Annotated in this window: 13 protein-coding genes and 2 pseudogenes; all 15 read left to right on the top strand. The window is 59.2% G+C overall.

All coding sequences use genetic code 11. From position 1 onward, the window contains the following. Positions 1-3 precede the first annotated feature (3 nt). The 15 genes and pseudogenes from pgaC (at position 4) to M1B34_RS04310 (ending at position 17,223) form a co-directional block, all read left to right on the top strand. The gene (pgaC, locus tag M1B34_RS04375; RefSeq protein ID WP_268261822.1) at positions 4-1,356 is read left to right on the top strand and encodes a poly-beta-1,6-N-acetyl-D-glucosamine synthase; all 1,353 of its coding nucleotides are present in this window, start codon (positions 4-6) and stop codon (positions 1,354-1,356) included. After that, positions 1,353-1,838 (top strand): poly-beta-1,6-N-acetyl-D-glucosamine biosynthesis protein PgaD, encoded by a 486-nt coding sequence (gene pgaD, locus M1B34_RS04370; RefSeq protein ID WP_123328859.1) that lies wholly within the window; start codon positions 1,353-1,355, stop codon positions 1,836-1,838. The genes pgaC and pgaD overlap by 4 nt, the downstream gene beginning before the upstream one ends. 489 nt (positions 1,839-2,327) lie before the next feature. After that, positions 2,328-4,058 (top strand): ShlB/FhaC/HecB family hemolysin secretion/activation protein, encoded by a 1,731-nt coding sequence (locus tag M1B34_RS04365; protein WP_268264529.1) that lies wholly within the window; start codon positions 2,328-2,330, stop codon positions 4,056-4,058. Positions 4,059-4,083: 25 nt separating this feature from the next. Further along, positions 4,084-5,005, top strand: a pseudogene (locus M1B34_RS04360) (filamentous hemagglutinin N-terminal domain-containing protein); the annotation flags it as partial. A gap of 145 nt (positions 5,006-5,150) precedes the next feature. After that, positions 5,151-11,351: a DUF637 domain-containing protein gene (locus M1B34_RS04355; RefSeq protein ID WP_268264527.1), complete on the top strand. Its 6,201-nt coding sequence runs from the start codon at positions 5,151-5,153 to the stop codon at positions 11,349-11,351. Positions 11,352-11,403: 52 nt separating this feature from the next. Next, the gene (locus tag M1B34_RS04350; RefSeq protein ID WP_268264526.1) at positions 11,404-11,634 is read left to right on the top strand and encodes a hypothetical protein; all 231 of its coding nucleotides are present in this window, start codon (positions 11,404-11,406) and stop codon (positions 11,632-11,634) included. Positions 11,635-12,841: 1,207 nt separating this feature from the next. Continuing rightward, the gene (locus tag M1B34_RS04345; protein WP_268264525.1) at positions 12,842-13,246 is read left to right on the top strand and encodes a hypothetical protein; all 405 of its coding nucleotides are present in this window, start codon (positions 12,842-12,844) and stop codon (positions 13,244-13,246) included. Positions 13,247-13,503: 257 nt separating this feature from the next. Then, complete coding sequence (locus M1B34_RS33965; RefSeq protein WP_425273490.1) at positions 13,504-13,674, top strand: toxin glutamine deamidase domain-containing protein; 171 nt, start codon at positions 13,504-13,506, stop codon at positions 13,672-13,674. Then, positions 13,674-13,949 carry a YrhB domain-containing protein gene (locus M1B34_RS04340; RefSeq protein ID WP_268264524.1) on the top strand — a complete coding sequence of 92 codons (276 nt, stop codon included), beginning with the start codon at positions 13,674-13,676 and terminating at the stop codon, positions 13,947-13,949. Before M1B34_RS33965 ends, M1B34_RS04340 begins: the two co-directional genes overlap by 1 nt. 132 nt (positions 13,950-14,081) lie before the next feature. After that, entirely contained in the window at positions 14,082-14,417 is a 336-nt protein-coding gene (locus M1B34_RS04335) for a hypothetical protein (protein ID WP_268264523.1), read from the top strand. Between the two features lie 18 nt (positions 14,418-14,435). Continuing rightward, positions 14,436-14,978, top strand: coding sequence for a hypothetical protein (locus tag M1B34_RS04330; protein ID WP_268264522.1), 543 nt, complete (start codon positions 14,436-14,438; stop codon positions 14,976-14,978). A 136-nt stretch (positions 14,979-15,114) separates the two neighbouring features. Then, positions 15,115-15,816, top strand: coding sequence for a hypothetical protein (locus M1B34_RS04325; RefSeq protein ID WP_268264521.1), 702 nt, complete (start codon positions 15,115-15,117; stop codon positions 15,814-15,816). Further along, positions 15,761-16,237, top strand: coding sequence for a hypothetical protein (locus tag M1B34_RS04320; protein WP_268264520.1), 477 nt, complete (start codon positions 15,761-15,763; stop codon positions 16,235-16,237). Before M1B34_RS04325 ends, M1B34_RS04320 begins: the two co-directional genes overlap by 56 nt. Next, positions 16,197-16,484: a hypothetical protein gene (locus tag M1B34_RS04315; protein WP_268264519.1), complete on the top strand. Its 288-nt coding sequence runs from the start codon at positions 16,197-16,199 to the stop codon at positions 16,482-16,484. The genes M1B34_RS04320 and M1B34_RS04315 overlap by 41 nt, the downstream gene beginning before the upstream one ends. A 179-nt stretch (positions 16,485-16,663) precedes the next feature. Further along, positions 16,664-17,223 (top strand): annotated as a pseudogene (locus tag M1B34_RS04310) (YbhB/YbcL family Raf kinase inhibitor-like protein). Positions 17,224-17,245 lie beyond the last annotated feature (22 nt).

Raw genomic sequence — 17,245 nt, 5'->3', positions numbered from 1 at the left:
ATCATGATGGATCGACTGTTAGCCCTGTGCGTGCTGGCGCTTGTCCTGGGTGTGCCTCTGGGCCTGATCTTCCTGGCCACCGGCCAGTTCCTGATGGACTTCGTGTTCTTCTACCCGCTGTTCATGTCTGGCTTGTGGATCGCCGGCGGCCTGTACTTCTGGCTGCACTGGGAGCGCCACTGGCCCTGGCACGCCGACACCCTGCCGCCGGCCCTGGTCGGTGAGCCGCTGATCAGCATCCTGGTGCCCTGCTACAACGAGGGCGACAACGCGGCCGACACCCTGCACGCGGCCTTGGCTCAGCAGTACCCGAACATTGAAGTCATCGCCATCAACGACGGCTCCAAGGACAACACCGGCGAGGTCCTCGATGCCCTGGCCGCAGAAGACCCGCGCCTGCGGGTGGTGCACCTGGCAGAGAACCAGGGCAAGGCCGTGGCCCTGCGTATGGGCGCGGTGGCGGCGCGCAGTGAGTACTTGGTGTGCATCGACGGCGATGCGCTGCTGGCGCCAAACACCGCGGCCTACCTGGTGGCGCCGATGCTGCACAACAGCCGCCTCGGTGCGGTGACCGGCAACCCACGGATTCGCACGCGTTCAACCCTGGTGGGGCGGGTCCAGGTCGGCGAGTTTTCCTCGATCATCGGCCTGATCAAGCGCACCCAGCGCGTATTCGGCAAGGTTTTCACGGTGTCTGGGGTGGTGGTCGCCTTCCGCCGTTCGGCCCTGCACCGGGTGGGCTACTGGAGCCCGGACATGATCACCGAAGACATCGACATCAGTTGGAAGCTGCAACTGGACCACTGGAGCATTTTCTACGAGCCCCGGGCGCTGTGCTGGATCTTGATGCCGGAAACCCTGCGCGGCCTGTGGAAGCAGCGTCTGCGCTGGGCCCAGGGCGGCGCCGAAGTGCTGCTCAAGAACATTCGCGGCATCTGGCAATGGCGTCACCGCTACCTGTGGGTGCTGCTCTTCGATTACTGCCTGTCCACCGGCTGGGCATTCACTTTCCTGCTGTCGATCCTGTTCTGGGCCCTGGGCAAATTCATCGTCATGCCCGAGGCCATCGCGGTGCAGCACATCCTGCCACCGGCCTTTACCGGGCTGGTGCTGGCGATGGTCTGCCTGCTGCAGTTCGCCATCAGCCTGCTGATTGACCGGCGCTATGAAAAAGATTTGTGGAAAACCCTGTTCTGGGTGGTCTGGTACCCCCTGGTGTTCTGGCTGGTGAGCCTGTTCACCACCCTGGTCAGCTTTCCCAAGGTGCTGTTCGGCCAGCATCAGAAACGCGCGCGCTGGGTCAGCCCGGATCGCGGCATCAAACCCCTGGATGAGCCTGAGGAGATCAACGGATGAGAATCATCAGAACCCGACAACGCCCGGTCCTGCTGTGGGTGGACACGGCCCTGACCCTGCTGGCCTGGATCGGCTTGCTGTACTTGCTGGCACGGGGCTTGTGGCCTCTGCTGCAAAGCCACGGCGGGCCGCGCCTGGAGATTGGCCTGCTGAACGCCCTGACCACCCTGCAAATCTACTTTTGGGTGGCGGTGTTCAACGCTGCAGTGCTGATCGGCTGGGCCCGGTATCGGCAGTTCAAGGCGCGCAGCTACCCGCCCCGCCAGCCCGCCCCGGTGGTGGATGACCGACGCCTGAGTGAGAGCTTCAGCCTCAGCGCGGACAATTTTTCGCGCATGCGCCGCCTGGGCACCCTGATCGTGCACAACGATGATGAAGGTGGAATCACCCATGTCAGTACGCCGCTGCTGATGCGCATGCGCCCGGAAGAACGCTGGCCTGTTGCGCAGTCGGCCACCCGGCATCTGGCCCCCGGAAGTTGAGTGGAGGAAGTGGGTGTTGTGTCTTTGGTCAGTCCCTAGTTAGTGGCGATGAGCCTGTATGAAAGTTGTACCGCTTGTCGGTTTTATTGCGCTATCAAAGACAGTTATATCGGGTGTTGGTTAACGGGTATTACTGGCTGCTAACGATTAAGCAGTGTTCAAGTCAAGTGCCGTCAACGAGCGCTTAGCTTCTTGTTTTTAACCCTTTGGCCCAGTGAATACTGGGCTTTCTGTTTGCTTGAACGCTGTTTTTTAAGTGCGTTTGATTGTTGATAAATGTGACTTGAGTCCACTTTTCGGATAAAGCGTCATCCCCTCCAGGAATTTTATTAAAGGTTGCCAGTCGAACTTGCCTCCTCGCCAGAAACAGCCTAGTGCGAACTCTGGGGTTTCTTGAAGTGTGGTTGATAGTTGGGTGATATCAATTCAATGGCTAATTAAGATCATTCGCCATTAGTTGCCATCATCTGCTGTTTCGAAGGATCGAACATGGATTTACTTATCCAAGGCAAGCGGTTTTTTGCCCCTGTGTTGTGCAGCCTGTTGGGCCTCGGCCTGTTCAGCCCGGCGTTCGCCGCTACACCCAATCCAGGTGACCAGGACCTGATCCGCGACCGACAGAATCGCCTGCTCGAAGAGCAGCGTCGGCGCCTTGAAGAGCTCAAGGAGCTGCCGGGTAACAGTGCCACGCCGGCCACGCCTGCTGCGCCGGTGGATGTGCGTTGCTTCCCCATTACCGACATCGAACTCAAGGGTGCCGACTCGCTGTCCGCCGCTGAGCGCGAGGCCTTGGTCAAACCCTACAGTCACCAGTGCCTGGGGGTACCCCAGCTCAACCAACTGCTCAAGGCCGTCACCGATCACTACCTCGCCAAGGGCCTAGTCACCAGCCGCGCCTACCTGCCGCAGCAGGACCTGAGCAGCGGCCACCTGCAGGTGCTGGTGGTCGAAGGCACCCTCGAAGGCCTCAAGGGCGCCGAGGGCAGCGGGCTTTCGGCGCGTGAGCTGAACATGGCGTTCCCCGGCACGCCCGGGAGCCTGCTCAACCTGCGGGAAATCGAACAACTGGTGGACCAGCTCAACCGTCTGCCCTCCAACCGTGCGCAAATGGAGCTGACCCCGGGCCAGGCCGTGGGGGGCAGTGAAGTGCTGGTCAGGAACACCCCGGACAAGCCATGGCGCGCCGGGCTGTCGCGCAGCAACGACGGCCAGAAGGCCACCGGCGAGCAGCAGTGGGGCGCCTCCCTGGAGTGGGACAGCCCCCTGGGCCTGGCGGACATGCTGGTGCTGCGCGGCAGCCACGACGCGGTCAGCGATCACCAGAAAACCTCCCGCAGCTCGATGCTTTATTACAACCTGCCGGTGGGCTGGTGGAATTTCAGCTACAGCTTCAACCAGAACGAATACCGCTACCCGCTGGCGTTCGATGGCTTGAGTTTCAAGCAGAGCGGCGACAGCCAGCTGCACCAACTGCGCGCCGAGCGGGTGATCCACCGCGATGCGGTGAGCAAGACCTCCCTGAGCGTCGGCACCAGCTACCTGCGCACCAACAACTACTTCGAAGACATCAAGCTCGACAGCAGCAACCGCCTGAGCGAAGCCCAATTCGGCATCAACCATGGCCGACGGATCGGCAGCGCCTTCGTCAACCTCGACCTGGGCATGCAGAACGGCATTGGCGCCTTTGATGCCCAGGCCGAAAACCAGCAGCGCGACCCCTCCGGCAACCTCACGCCCAAGGCTCGCTATCGCAAGTACAGCGCCACCGCCAGCTACCTGCAGCCGTTCACGGTGGCGGGGGAGTCCCTGGTGTTCAGCAGCCTGGTGACCGGCCAGCGCAGTGAAGATGTGCTGTTCAGCAACCAGCGCATGAGCCTGGGCGGGCAGGCCTCGATCCGCGGCTACAAGGACCAGACCCTGTCCGGCGACAGCGGCTACTACTGGCGCAACGACCTGCGCTGGAGCCGCCCAGTGACCTGGGACTGGCTGCGCCCAGTGTTCAACCAGTACGGCACGGGCCTGGGCTATGACCTGGGGGCGATCCGCAACGACCGTTACAACGAAGAACAGCACGGCCGGGTGTCGAGCAACTCCCTGGAACTGTTCGCCAGCGGCCCCAATGTGGCGGCCAGCGTGACCTTCGCCCACTCCCTCGAGCGGCCAGATGCCCTGAGCGAGCGCGAAGCGCCGATCTACTTCCGCCTGGACCTGTTCCTCTAACTTTCGCTCTTTCGAGGCCCTCGACATGGATGTTCGCCAACTTGCCTTCCTGGCTCGCCAGCCCTCCGCGACCCTGCAACCGCGCCGCTCGTTCTGGGGTTTGCCCAAGCGCGGGCTGGCGTTTTTGCTGGCCAACGTCATGTTCTGGCAACCGCTGTGGGCGATGGCGGACGGCATCGTGGTCAACGGCAGCGCCACCAGCGTCGGCCAGGCGGGCAACGGCGTACCGGTGATCAACATCGCCAAGCCCAACGCCACGGGCCTGTCCCACAACAAGTTCAGCGACTACAACGTCGGCCAGCAGGGGGTCATCCTCAACAACAGCACCAGCAAGGTGCAGAAAACCCAGCTTGGCGGCTACATCACCGGCAACGGCAACCTGCAGGGCAAGGCGGCCAAGGTCATCCTCAACGAGGTCAACGGCGGCAGCCCCAGCCAGCTCAAGGGCTACACCGAGGTGGCCGGCAAATCGGCCCATGTGATCGTCTCCAACCCCCACGGCATCACGTGCGACGGCTGCGGCTTTATCAACACGCCCAAGGCCACCCTGACCACTGGGCGGCCGGTGATCGACACCAAGGGCCAGCTGAAAAGCTACGACGTCGACGGCGGCGCAGTGACCATCGAAGGCCGTGGCCTCAATGCGAGCAATGTCGGCAGCTTCGAGATCATCACCCGCAGCGCGCAGATCAACGCTGAGTTGCATGCCAAGGACCTGACCATCGTCACCGGGCGCAACGAGGTGGACGCCAAGACCCTGGCCGCCACCGCCAAGGCCCCGGACGGTAGCCAGGCCCCGCAACTGGCCATTGACTCTTCGGCCCTGGGCGGCATGTACGCCGGAGCCATCAAACTGGTGGGTACCGAGTCCGGCGTGGGCGTGAAGCTGGCCGGCGACATGGCCGCCAGCGGCGGCGACCTGCAGATCGACGTCAACGGCAAACTGAGCATGGCTCGGGCCTCGGCGGCTGGCGACGTCAAGCTGCTGGCCCAGGACGTCGCCCTCAACGACACTGTTTACGCCGCCAAGAAAGCCAAGGTGGTGGCGCGCAATCAGGTGACGGTGAACAAGCAACTGGCCGCGGCGGCGATGTGCATCTGCAAGGGTCGCAGATCGTCAACCAGGGGCAGGTCAATGCGGGGCTCGACGCCGAGGGTGGCCTCGACGGCAACAGCCATCTGCACCTTGAAGGCGGCAGCTTGAGCAACCAGGGCCTGATCAATAGCCAGGGCCGCTTGAGTGCCGATTTGCAACAACTGGACAACCGCCAGGGCACGCTCCAGGCCACCCGCGGCGAACTGCGGGCCACGGTGGCCGGGGCCCTGGACAACCGGGGCGGCCAACTGCTGACCGGCGCCGGGCTGCTGACCCTGAGCGCCGCCGAATTGCACAACCAGCAGGGCATGATCAGTGCCCAGGGCGGCCTGCTCGACGTGCTGGCCCAGAGCCTGAACAACGACCAGGGCCAGTTGTTGGGCAGCGGTGATCTGCTGCTCAAGGGGGGCGACCTGGCCAACGGCCGCGGCCTCATTCAGGCCCGTAACAGCGTCACCGTGGACGCCCACAGCCTGAGCAATGGCGGCAGCCTCGGCGCCAAACTGGTCAGCCTGCTGCTGGTGGGCTCGCTGGACAACAGCAACGGCCTGATTGAATCCGGCTCGACCTTGAATGTGGACGCCGGAGCCCTGCGCAACGCCAATGGCCAACTGCGGGCCCTGGGCACCCAAGGCACCAGCCGCTTCGCCATTGGTGGGCTGTTCGACAACAGCCAGGGCCTGGTGGAAATCGGCAACGCCCGCTTGAGCCTGAACAGCGTCGGCCTGAGTAACCAGCAAGGCACCGTGCGCCACCTGGGGCGCGAAGGCTTTGCGCTGTCCCTGGCCGACACCGGCAATGCCGGTGGCAGCTTTATCACCAACAGCCGGCTTGACCTGGACCTGGCCGACTGGACCAACACCAGCGTGATCCAGGCCCAGAAAATCGGCCTCAAGGTCGGCACCTTCACCCAGAGCGCCAGCGGCAAGCTGATCTCCATCGACGGCCTGGAAGCCAGCGGTGACCACTGGATCAACCATGGCAGCCTGGAAACCGACGGCGATCTGCGGCTGACCCTCAGCGGCAGCTACCAAGGCAATGGCGGGCTCAAAAGCCTGGGCAACATGAGCGTCAGCGCGGCCAGTGCCGAACTGGGCGAGGGCGCCGATGTGCGCAGCGGCGGCCAGGGCACTTTCGTCCTGGGCACCCACCTGATCAACCGCGGCAGCATCATCAGCACCGGCCAGATGCTGTTGCAGGTCGCCAGCCTGAACAACCAAGGCACCCTCGGCGCGGGCCAATCCCTGCGCATCGAGGCGCCGAGCCTGGTCAACCAGGGCGGGCTGATGTTCAGTGGCGCCAACATGCTGTTGCTCAGCGACAACCTGCTCAACCTGCGTGGCGACCTGTACAGCTTTGGCCGCCTGGACATGGCCCGGGACCTCAACGGCAGCCAGGCCCAGGGCTTTCATAACCTCTCCGGCACCGTGGAAAGCGTCGGCGGCATGAGCATCAACGCCGCGACCTTGGAAAACGCCCGGGAAAGCGTGGACATCGTCACCCGCAAAGTCGCTGCCCGGATGACCTACGACAGCTGCTACGACTGCTCCGGCGGCAAGCGCAACGCCAACTTCATCCTTGAAGAGATCGACCGCACTTACGCTGAAAACTCCAGCCCCCGGGCCTCGCTGATTTCCGGCGCGGAAATGACCCTGACCGGCGGCCAGGTGGAAAACCGCTACAGCCTGCTGTCGTCGGCGGGCGACTTGACCATCGACGCGCTGACCTTCAACAACCAGGGCGCGACCCTGGGCGAGTACAACACCCAGCGTTTCCTCAACTCCTATCGCTCTCGTTCCCTGGGGTCGATCTTCCGTTGGGTAGAGGGCTTCAACGCCCGCAACTGGCCGGGCGGCACCGGCGACATTGCCACCGAAATCAGCCAGTTCATCCAGTCCAGCACCTCGGACAACTACCTGCTGGCCACCCCGGTGTACACCCCGAGCCAGGACCTCTCCTACAACGCAGTGGTCCAGGCCGGCGGCAAGGTGCAGATCAATGCCCAGGTGATCGAGCAAGGGGTGATCCGGCCGTCGTTTGCGTTTGTCACCGGAGGCAGCAAAGTCGGCGACACCCGCGTGGGCGGCAGCGCCATCGCCACCCCGGTGACCCTCAACCCGCAACTGGCGGCGGACACCACGCAACAGCCGGTCGATCCCCTGAGCCTGCCGGGCTTCAGCCTGCCCCAGGGCCCGGGCGGCCTGTTCCACGTCAACAGCGACCCAGGCCACCCGTACCTGGTGGAGAGCGACCCGCGGTTCGCCAACCTGGGCAACTTCCTCAACTCCGACTACCTGCTCAGCCGCCTGGGCCTCGACACCGATGTGGCACAGCGCCGCCTGGGCGACGGCTTGTACGAGCAGCGGCTGATCCGCGACGCGGTGCTGGCTCGTACCGGCCAGCGCTTCCTGGCCGGCCTGACCAGCGATGAGGCGATGTTCCGCTACCTGATGGACAACGCCATTGCCAGCAAGGACGCCCTCGACCTGGCGCCGGGCGTGGCCCTAACGTCGGCCCAGGTAGCGGCCCTGACCCACGACATCGTGTGGATGCAGGAGCAGGAAGTGCAGGGCCAGAAGGTCTTGGTGCCGGTGCTCTACCTGGCTCAGGCGAACAACCGCCTGGCCCCCAACGGCGCGCTGATTCAAGGCACCGATGTGCAATTGATGGCGGGCAGCGGCCTGAGCAACCAAGGCACCCTGCGCGCCAGCAACAGCTTGCTGATCGGCGCCGAGAACATCGACAACAGCGGCCTGATGGAAGCCAACCAGCGCCTGTCGCTGCTGGCCACCGACAGCATCCGCAACGCCCAGGGCGGCATTCTCAAGGGCCAGGACGTGACCCTGGTCGCCCAGCAGGGCGATGTGCTCAACCTGCGCAGCGTCACCACCCACGACGCCGCCCATGCCAATGGCACCCAGCGCGTGGACTTCGTCGATAAAGGCGCCCGCGTCGAAGCCGGCAACCTGTTGCTGGTCAGCGCCGGGCGCGACCTGCAAAGCGTCGGCAGCACCTTGAGCGCCGGTGGCGACGCCCAACTCAGCGCCGGCCGCGACCTGAACATCATCGCTGCCGAAGGTCTCGACAGCAGCACCGGGCAACGCAAGAAAGCCCACTGGAGCAAGAGCCAGACCACCCAATACGGCAGCGACGTTACGGTGGGTGGCAACCTGATTGCCAGCGCCGGCGGCGATATGGCGGTGGTGGCGAGCAAGATCAAGGCCGGGGGCGACCTCAGCCTGGCGATCGACGGCAACCTCAACATTGCCTCCGCCGCCAACGAAAGCCACAGCGAATATCACAAGAAAGGCGGTGGCAAAAAGCTCGACGTCGAAGACAGCGTGGTGCGCCAGCAAGGCAGCGAGATCGAGGCTGGCGGCAACCTCAAGGCGGTGGCCGGCGGCAACCTGTTGCTGATCGCCAGCCAGCTCAAAAGCGGCGGCGAAGCCTATCTCTACGGCGGCAAGCAACTGGGCATGCTGGCCGCCGAGAACAGCGACTACCACCTCTACGACAAGAAGAAAAAAGGCGGTTGGGGCAGCAAGGAAACCCGGCGTGATGAAGTCACCGACGTGCGCTACGTGGGCTCGACCATCACCACCGGCGGCAACCTTACCGTCAAGAGCGCCGGCGACCAGATGTACCAGGTCGCCACGCTCAACAGCGGCAAGGACCTGCTGATCGACAGCGGCGGCGCCATTACCTTCGAGGCGGTCAAGGACCTGCATCAAGAGAGCCATGAGCGCAGCAAGAGCGACCTGGCCTGGACCAGTGCCAAGGGCAAGGGCAAGACCGACGAAACCTTGCGCCAGACCCAATTGGTGGCCCAGGGGCAAATGGCGATCCAGGCCGTGGATGGCCTGACCATCGACGTCAAGCAAGTGGACCGGCAGACGGTCAGCCAGACCATCGACGCCATGGTCAAGGGCAACCCGCAACTGGCCTGGGTCAAGGAAGCCGAACAGCGCGGTGACGTGGATTGGCGGCAAGTGAAGGAAGTGCACGACTCCTTCAAGTACAGCCATTCGAGCCTGGGCCAGGGCGCGGTCCTGGCGATCATCATCGTGGTTACGGTGCTCACCGCCGGTGCGGCCAGCAGCCTGGCTGCGACCGGTGCCGCTCAAGGCTCGGCGATGGCGGCCGCGAGCACCACCACCGCCACGGTCGGCGGCGTGACGACCACCACCACGGTAGCGGCGGGTTGGGGCAACGTCATGGCCACCAGCGTCATGACCTCCATGGCCAGCCAAGGCGCGGTCAGCGTGATTAACAACCGCGGCAACCTCGGCGCCGCCTTCAAGGACATCACCACCAAGGATGCGCTCAAGGGCTATGCCACGGGCGCAGTGACGGCAGGCTTTACCTCCGGCGTGCTGGACGGCGCCTTTGGCGTGACCGGCGACAACGTCAATAAAGTCACCAAGGGCTTCAACCTGTCCGACTGGGGCGACATCGGCAAATTCGGCCTGTATTCCGGGGCCCAGGGCGCCACCCATGCCATCGCCCAGACGGCCATCCAGGGCGGCAGCTTTGGCGACAACCTGGGCAGCTCGCTGACCAACGAACTGCAGAACGCCCTTCAAGGCGTGGCCTTCAATGCGGTGGGCGGTTACTCCCTGGAGCAGAAGTGGGCCGATGGCAGCCCGCAGAAAGTGGCCTTGCACGCCTTGGTGGGCGGCATCTTGAGTGAAGCGTCCGGCCAAGGATTCGCGGTCGGTGCTGCGGCAGCCGGGGCCAATGAGGCACTGAGCAACAGCCTCTCCGACCTGGTCAAGAAAGACTCGAAACTGCAGCTGGCGGCCTCGCAGCTGGTCGGGCTGGTGGCGGCGGGCGTGGTCGATGGCGACCTGCAGACCGGGGCGAACATTGCCAAGAACGCCACGGCGTACAACCGTCAGTTGCACCCTGAGGAAGTGCGTCGGATCAAGGAAAAAGCCGCGCAGCTGACCGCTGAGCGCGGCCGCCCGGGCTTCCAGGACTTCACCTGGGAAGAACTGCTGACGATTGCCAGCGACAGCCAGCTGGATAACAGCACCGCGAATAAATACGCGGCCCTGGCCAACAAGTTCGCCCATGAATCCAGCCGTGGTAACCCGCTGTCCAGCGACTTCACCCAGGACATGCAGGTGGCCCAGGCCGCGGTCACCCAGATGGCCCAGCAGGGGACGCCGCTGACCTGGAACGACGGCTCGGCCATCACCGCCTACGGCAAGCCGGTGCTGGCCTTCCAGGCGACGGCCGAGCAGAAGGCCGACAGCTCATTGTTCGGCAGGACCGACTATGGCTCCTTCGGCTCCATGGGCGGCGGCAACATCGCCCTGACCGGCAACCAGTACGGCTCGAAGACGGCGCTCAACAAGTACTCCGAGATCAGTCTCTTCAACGGCTCCAGCCAGCGCTTCGACGACCTCACCGAGCGGGCCACGTCCACGGTCATCCCGGACCTGAAACCCGTGACCATGCTCGAGTTCACCCCCGTTGGCCGGGCTGGAGCCGCAGGCGCCGCCGGTGCCAAGGCCGTGGCAGCCGGTAGCGGCGAACTGCTGCTGGTGGGCGGGGCGAAGCTGGTCGAGAGCAAAGTCATCCAGGCCAACACCACGGTCCAGCTCAGTGAAGCAATCACCTTGGCCACCGGCAAAGTACTGCCCAAGGGCAGCGTCGTCACGGTGTCCGACGATACGATGAAGGTGGTTTACCCCAATGGAGCGAAAGAACTAAGCTCCTATAGCCAGTCCGTGAGCTCGCCGTTGGCGTTGGGTGGTGCAAAAGTAACTGGTGGCGCTGCCGGAAAGGTAGATGATCTAGCTACTAGTGGCTTAAGTTCAGCGTCAAACCTTCCAAGTGGAACAGGTCTTGGTGGTTTCAAGGTCGGCTTAAGTGCAGACGACATCACTGCTATAAATTCACAGTTTGGCGGTTCGGTTTCATTTAGAGAAGTTGATACGGCTATTGCAAATGCTGCCAATTATGATGGTTTTTATAATAAGGCTGGCTCAATGGTCAGGGATATTGCTGGCGGGCATCTGTTTGATAATGGGAACAAGCGGACTGCCGTTGAGGTGGTTGAGCAGTTGATTATAAAAAACGGCGTGGATGGCCCGCCAAAACAAATTATTTGGAATGTTGTGGATAAGGTTGCGACGGGGAAGCTGACTAATGTCCAAGATATTTCAAAAGCATTAAGAGGGCTGGATTAATGTCTTTCTATGAGCTTTCTGAAAAATATGCAGCCCGTTTCGGTCGCCAAATATGAATAGCGTCGGGCTAGAGGAATTTATTCAAGTGCTAGAGTTGGTGGCGATGAAAAATAAGGGTTTTTTCATCTTTAAGGTGGATGGCGAAAGAGAACGTAATATTTATACTTTTATTTTAAATATGTCGACAAGTAATGATGTTGTAATAAGGAAAGATACAGATAGCATGCGGGAAGGTATGGAGTATTTTTTCTCTGAGCTTGAGCGGCTCGGCATATATCCATAACTTGATGTTTAGATATTTTGCTTGGCCCCGATTGCAGAACTCTCACTGATGTTTTCTGTAAAAGTGATTGGAATTGCACCGGCCTCGCGCCGGTGTTGTTCTATCTGCTTACTGCAAAACCTCCCGTCCTTCGTTGCTCGCTTTGGTCGTGGCTTGAGCGATCAGGGCATCGAGCATCTGCGCAATAAATTTCTGTTGGCTCTTGGGTAGTTGATCAATGGCTTCCAATTGCTGCTGCCGGACAGGAAATGTTTTGTGGCCACCGCCTGCACGCAGTCGGTCTCCCCAAAAACCTGATCAGGGCTGTGCCCCGATACCCCGTTGGGTTAGTGAAAATTAGAGAAGCGTAGAGCAAATCAGATCAATTTAGAGCGACTCAGAGCAATTTCCCTCTGACGTAGAGCCAGCACGTTTTTGGTGAGGCACGTTACCGACTGTTTACAAATGAGCTGCGCCATTCGTAACCAATCGACCGTACCAAAGGGGAAACCCCTTTGAACCCCGAAGCCTAACGCGCTGCGCTTGTTGGCCCCTGGCGGTCCGATGGCCTCGCCACCGAACCGCCAGGGCCTTTTTGTCGTCGGCTGATTTGGGTCGTCCGGGTGTGCTGTGACAGGCTCAAAACCCGCGTCGGGGTGGTTTTATTCAGTGAGCGCGAATCAGCTGGGCTGACCGGCGCGCAGGCCGCGCCACGTCTGGCGTTGCGCGTGTAGGCAGCGAAATTCGCGTCGGTTGATACTGTTGGTCCAAAAGCGACTGGTGATGCAAAGGAGGTAGCAGGTACAGCTACGACGGGCGGGACGAAAGTTAGCCTAGAGAATAATCTAACTCCCGAAATAAAACTGCATTCAGATGGAAGCTATCGAACCCCTGACGGAAAATTTGCAAGTACGACTGGTGTATCTCCTCCGGGAACAGTCAAGGCAGATGAGTTTGCTAAACATTTAGAATCAAACTGGATGGAAGTTGTAGGCACTGAGATGGTTGTTAAATGACCTCTCGGTGATTGTAGGTATGACATAGTAGTACGTGATGCGAACGGTAAATTGCACGGTCTTGAGGTCAAAAGCGGAACCGCTAGCAAGACCAGCTATCAAGAGTTTGTCGACTACTTTGTTAATAAGTTTGGGGCGCAAGAAAAAGGACGGCTAAATGGCAAAGTTATCGAAAACACTACAATAGTCTATGTGTCGTGATGGTGGTAAATATGAAGCTCGAAGCCGAAAATAGTCCTGTAAAAGTTGGTGTTAATCAGGCGCAGATTATAAAGGTGCTAAAAAAATTAAAAAGCTACGGCCCTAGCTCATTCGCATGCATTACTGACGATGAGGGTAACTACGTGCAAGTGGCTGGAGGCAGATTTACTTGTTTTATTGAAAGATATGACGCAAAAAGTAAAAAGCTGTTTAGAGGTTATCATTCAAACTCCAGCACGAACTTTGAAGATGGAACCCTGCTGTCGTTTAGCGCAGGCCGTGTTCCATTAAAAAAAGATGAGTGGTTTAATATTGATGATGTGATTGAGATTTTTTCACTGTTTAATCAGAATCAGGCATTACCAGAAAGTATTTACTGGCGCGAGATAAAGGTGTTGGATCAGAACGGCAGTTGAACACTTGGTCCAAAAGCGACAGGCGTTGCGGATGAGACTGCAGGTTCAATAAGGAACGTCAATCCAGGTTATCCAGATGCTGGACGAACCCATAACTGTGTTAATTATTCGATTGCTACTGATGCAACACTGGCAGGTAACTCAGCATCTGTATTGCCGATAAATTCCACCAAAGGTGTTCCGTTGACAGTGCTAGAGAAGCAATATGGCGCTAAGTTTAGCGGTGTGTCTTCACCCGATCACCCAACACATGGACGGTGGCGGGGACGGCGCGCGGTATTGTGTTCGGTTCCTATGGTCCAGGTCAGCCAGGCCATGTATTCAACGTAGTTAATCAGAATGGGGTTATCCGATATCTAGATGGGCAAGCTGGAAAGCCGGCTAATATGAGTAACTTTAAGGCGCTACAGTTACTGATAACTAATTAATGATTACCTATGAGAGTGCTCTGGAACGAGCTAAGGCGTATTTAAAAGACTCAGATGGTCCTCTGCAGTTAACACATGAGGGAGAGTTTTCTGAGGGCTGGTTCTTTTGCTATCAGTCTAAAGAGTATTTAGAGACAGTGAGTTTTTCGGCTCAACTGGCTGGAAACGGACCGTTCCTAATTGATAAGGAAACAGGAGAGCTTCATGTTCTAGGGACTGCCAAGCCTCTAAAAGAATATCTTGATCAATATGTGATGGAGAAATTAGAAAAATAAGAGTGGTTTTTTGGTGCAAAAGAGCTGAGAGCGAACGGGGTTAGCAAGGCAGCCGTTACCGGTGAAGCAGCAACGACTTTTCTTGGTAAATAGGTCTATAAAGAACAAGCGGATATTCGCAGAGAGTCCGGATTGTTCAGTATCGTTGAACAACCTACTGTCGATAAGTCGGGGAATCCAATTTTTGTTCCAAAGCGAGTCGATTTGAAAACAGGGGAAGCACCGCCCGGAGCAAATCTCCAAAAAGCCATTCTTGATGCAGCTAACTTTGATCGTAGGCTTATTGTGGATGATAAGCTGTTAGGCTGTCCGATCGCGAAGGATAGACAAGAGATCATTAGGTTTATTGAGGCATTCAGGCAAAGAGAGGGCGTTTTGCTACAAACCATAGGCATACAGCGATATGACCCTAAAACCGGCGTACCTGTGAGAACAGATTTGCACTTGCCAAGTGAATTTTTGCCATAAAATCACGGGATTTAAATTATGAGCTATGAGCATAAAGCATTTGTTTTTGATATTGATGGTTTCAATCGTGAACTTAAGCCGTTGTTGGAGGGCAGTTTGCGTTCGGGAGATATCGATCAGGTGCGGGATTTCATTATTTCTAATAAGCAGTATTTAGTTGATCCATATGAGGGTTTCGCGTTAGAAAATGGCTGGGAGGATATGCTTGAAAGCAAGGATGTTCATCAGTATGGGGATTTCGCACTTACGAAATATTATTCGCCCACTGATGACCGAGGGCTTGGCTTGTGGTGGAGTATTTCTCAAGAGCTGTTTTCTGATGAAAGTCAATTAAGGTTTTCGCCTTTTTTAGGCGTGCCGTTAGGTTCGGATGAAAATTTTTTTGATCCTGGGAAAATGGGTTCTTACTTCCAGACTCAAAATGAAGTGAGCGAAAGCTTAAGTAAGGTTTTGGAGGTCGAAGGAAAAGTTCCAGATGATGCGCTTGAGGCTGTTAGAGAGTTTAAAGAAATGCTTGAGCAGGCGATAGACGAAAAAAAAGGGGTGTATATAACTTTTTAAAAAATAAATTAAAAGCCACGGTTCCTGTGGCGGTATGTTTAATAGGCTGTTTAATAATTTAGTTTTTTATAACGTCCACCTGGTGAGGTGTTTCGTGAGCCATTTACTTCCAGGCATTACCTTTTCATTGAGTTCATTGCGCGACTTTTCCGACCCCGTGGTGGCGCGGGAAATCGTGCACACGCTTCAGGCTGCCCCGAGTTCCATACGGCCCACCCAGTTTGGGCCCTTCGAGGGAAACCAGCCCTTCGTCGACGTGGATGAACCCGTCAAGTTCCTGGCCCAGCCCGGCCATACGGCTGAGGCTGGCAGCCTGGTCCTGTCGGCGGGGGGCAGTGGTGAGTATCAGGTGCAGTGGAACAAGTCGACGCCGCCGTCATTGCCCTTTGTCGGCGGGTTCCTGATGCACAAGGCGTTTCTCAAGAAACCCGCGGTGCTCGACGACTTCCTGGCCCTGGTGAAGCGCTTGGCGGCCTCCACCGAGGGGGTGTACGGCGACATCCGAAGCATGGCCTTTCCCGGGTGGGACACGCCTTTCAATCTCAGCCTGCGATTGCCTGAAATCCCCAATGTCTCCCTCTACGGCAAACCCTACATCGAGCTGTTCGGCAGGGAGCTTATCGAGCGTGCGCCTTTCCTGCGGATCGAGCAGTTGGCCGATGATCTGTATTGGCTGCAGGCCACCGAGCAGGTCACTGACCCGGTGCCGGACGAGGTGCGTTTGGCGATCCGCAGCCACTTTGGCGAGGATGCGTTTATGTCGGGGAAAAAGTGGCGTTACAGTGACGGCCGACATCCAACGTTCGACTTTTCGAACATTGGCCGCGGCGGGGCATAAAACCCGGCGGTTAAACAGCGGCTTCGCTAACAGGCACAAGGAACAGGTGCGGCTTATGGCCCAGGCTCTCAACGCGATAAACCAATTACCCCCAATCAACGAGCTGAAAAGGCTGGCCCAGGGGCTGGCACTGCTGGAAGCCGCCGTCATGCCCGAGTGGCAATACCGGTACTTTTCCTGCAACGGCGATTGGGATGGCGCTGGGCAGGAACTGATGGCGTCGATGCGTGACAGTTCGGGCAGCGAGTACTTCTTGCACTTCACCGCTGAAGGCGTGGCGGGCAAGGTGGTTGAACCCGGAGCCGTGACTGATACCGGCGAACTCTTGCAGCAAGTGCCGGAGCGTTTCGCCAGTTTCAAGAACGAGCCAGCGTTCTCCAATGACCGCGCCCGGTTCTTTTTTCTGGCGGGGTGTCGATGAGCCGTCGTGGTCGGCGGCGCCGGCGAACCTGGGCGCTTATGCCTGGCTGGGTTTTTTCGTCGACACGGCAGCGCTGTATCAACAGTTGGCGGCTGACGATTACGAAGTGGACTTGCCCAAGGACGTGATCGAGGCGGTGCTGCACAGCCTGACCATCAGCGCTGAGCAACTGGCCCTGTTGAACCCGGAGCTCAGCCTTGAGGACCTGGACGACGACGTTCGAGAAATCATGGGCCCCGCCCACTGAGGAGGCGCTGGCCTCGGCCTGGCCCGAGGCCGCTCGCTGCCGCGCGGGTTTGATTAAATCCACCTCGGGCCATTTACAAGCACCCCCATCCTCAAGCTCAATCTCTCCCGGTGTGCCGTGCCGAGGCTCGCCTATAGTCTTCTGGCCCCCTGACCCCATCCGCAAAAAGGTGCTTCCGTATGTCTCGCTTTGCCTCTCGCACTCCTTGGCTGGTCGCCAGCGCCCTGTTGCTGTGCCTGCACCTGCCGGCCCAGGCCCAGGAGCGTTTCACCTTGAACATTCCAGGGGTTTCGGATGACCGCCTGTTCACCACTGGCAATGCCAGCGACGCCAAGGGCTGCGGCGGGCACAACAACTCCCCGGCCCTGAACTGGACCGCAGGCCCCGAGGGCACTCGCAGCTACGCCATCGTCATGCACGACCCGGACGGCGCCAAGGGCCAGGGCGTGGACCACTGGGTGCATTACGGCATCAAGCCGGTACCCGGCAGATTGCTGCCGGCGCCGGCACCAAGGCCACCCTGGAAGGCCTGGGCGGCACCAACAGCAAGAACATCACCACCTACGTCGGCCCATGCCCGCCGGTGGGCGACAGCGCGCACCACTACGTGATCCAGATTTTTGCCCTGGACCTGGCCCCCGACGCGCTGCCGGCCGGCCTGACCCGTGTGCAATTGCTGGAGAAGATCAACGGCCATGTGCTGCGCAACAGCAGCGTGGTGCGCCGTTACGTGCGCTGAGTAAAAAAATGCTGGGGGCTTA

This window comes from Pseudomonas morbosilactucae (assembly GCF_023241715.1).
GTDB classification, from domain to species: Bacteria; Pseudomonadota; Gammaproteobacteria; order Pseudomonadales; family Pseudomonadaceae; genus Aquipseudomonas; species Aquipseudomonas morbosilactucae.
Note: the sequence above shows the minus strand (reverse complement) of the source record. Positions and strands in the feature narration are given on the sequence as shown.

Excerpts from the sequence above, each read along its gene's own strand:
- pgaC (WP_268261822.1), top strand. The coding sequence starts at position 4 with ATGATGGATCGACTGTTAGCCCTGTGCGTGCTGGCGCTTGTCCTGGGT.
- pgaD (WP_123328859.1), top strand. The coding sequence starts at position 1,353 with ATGAGAATCATCAGAACCCGACAACGCCCGGTCCTGCTGTGGGTGGAC.
- M1B34_RS04365 (WP_268264529.1), top strand. The coding sequence starts at position 2,328 with ATGGATTTACTTATCCAAGGCAAGCGGTTTTTTGCCCCTGTGTTGTGC.
- M1B34_RS04350 (WP_268264526.1), top strand. The coding sequence starts at position 11,404 with ATGAATAGCGTCGGGCTAGAGGAATTTATTCAAGTGCTAGAGTTGGTG.
- M1B34_RS04345 (WP_268264525.1), top strand. The coding sequence starts at position 12,842 with ATGAAGCTCGAAGCCGAAAATAGTCCTGTAAAAGTTGGTGTTAATCAG.
- M1B34_RS04340 (WP_268264524.1), top strand. The coding sequence starts at position 13,674 with ATGATTACCTATGAGAGTGCTCTGGAACGAGCTAAGGCGTATTTAAAA.
- M1B34_RS04330 (WP_268264522.1), top strand. The coding sequence starts at position 14,436 with ATGAGCTATGAGCATAAAGCATTTGTTTTTGATATTGATGGTTTCAAT.
- M1B34_RS04315 (WP_268264519.1), top strand. The coding sequence starts at position 16,197 with ATGACCGCGCCCGGTTCTTTTTTCTGGCGGGGTGTCGATGAGCCGTCG.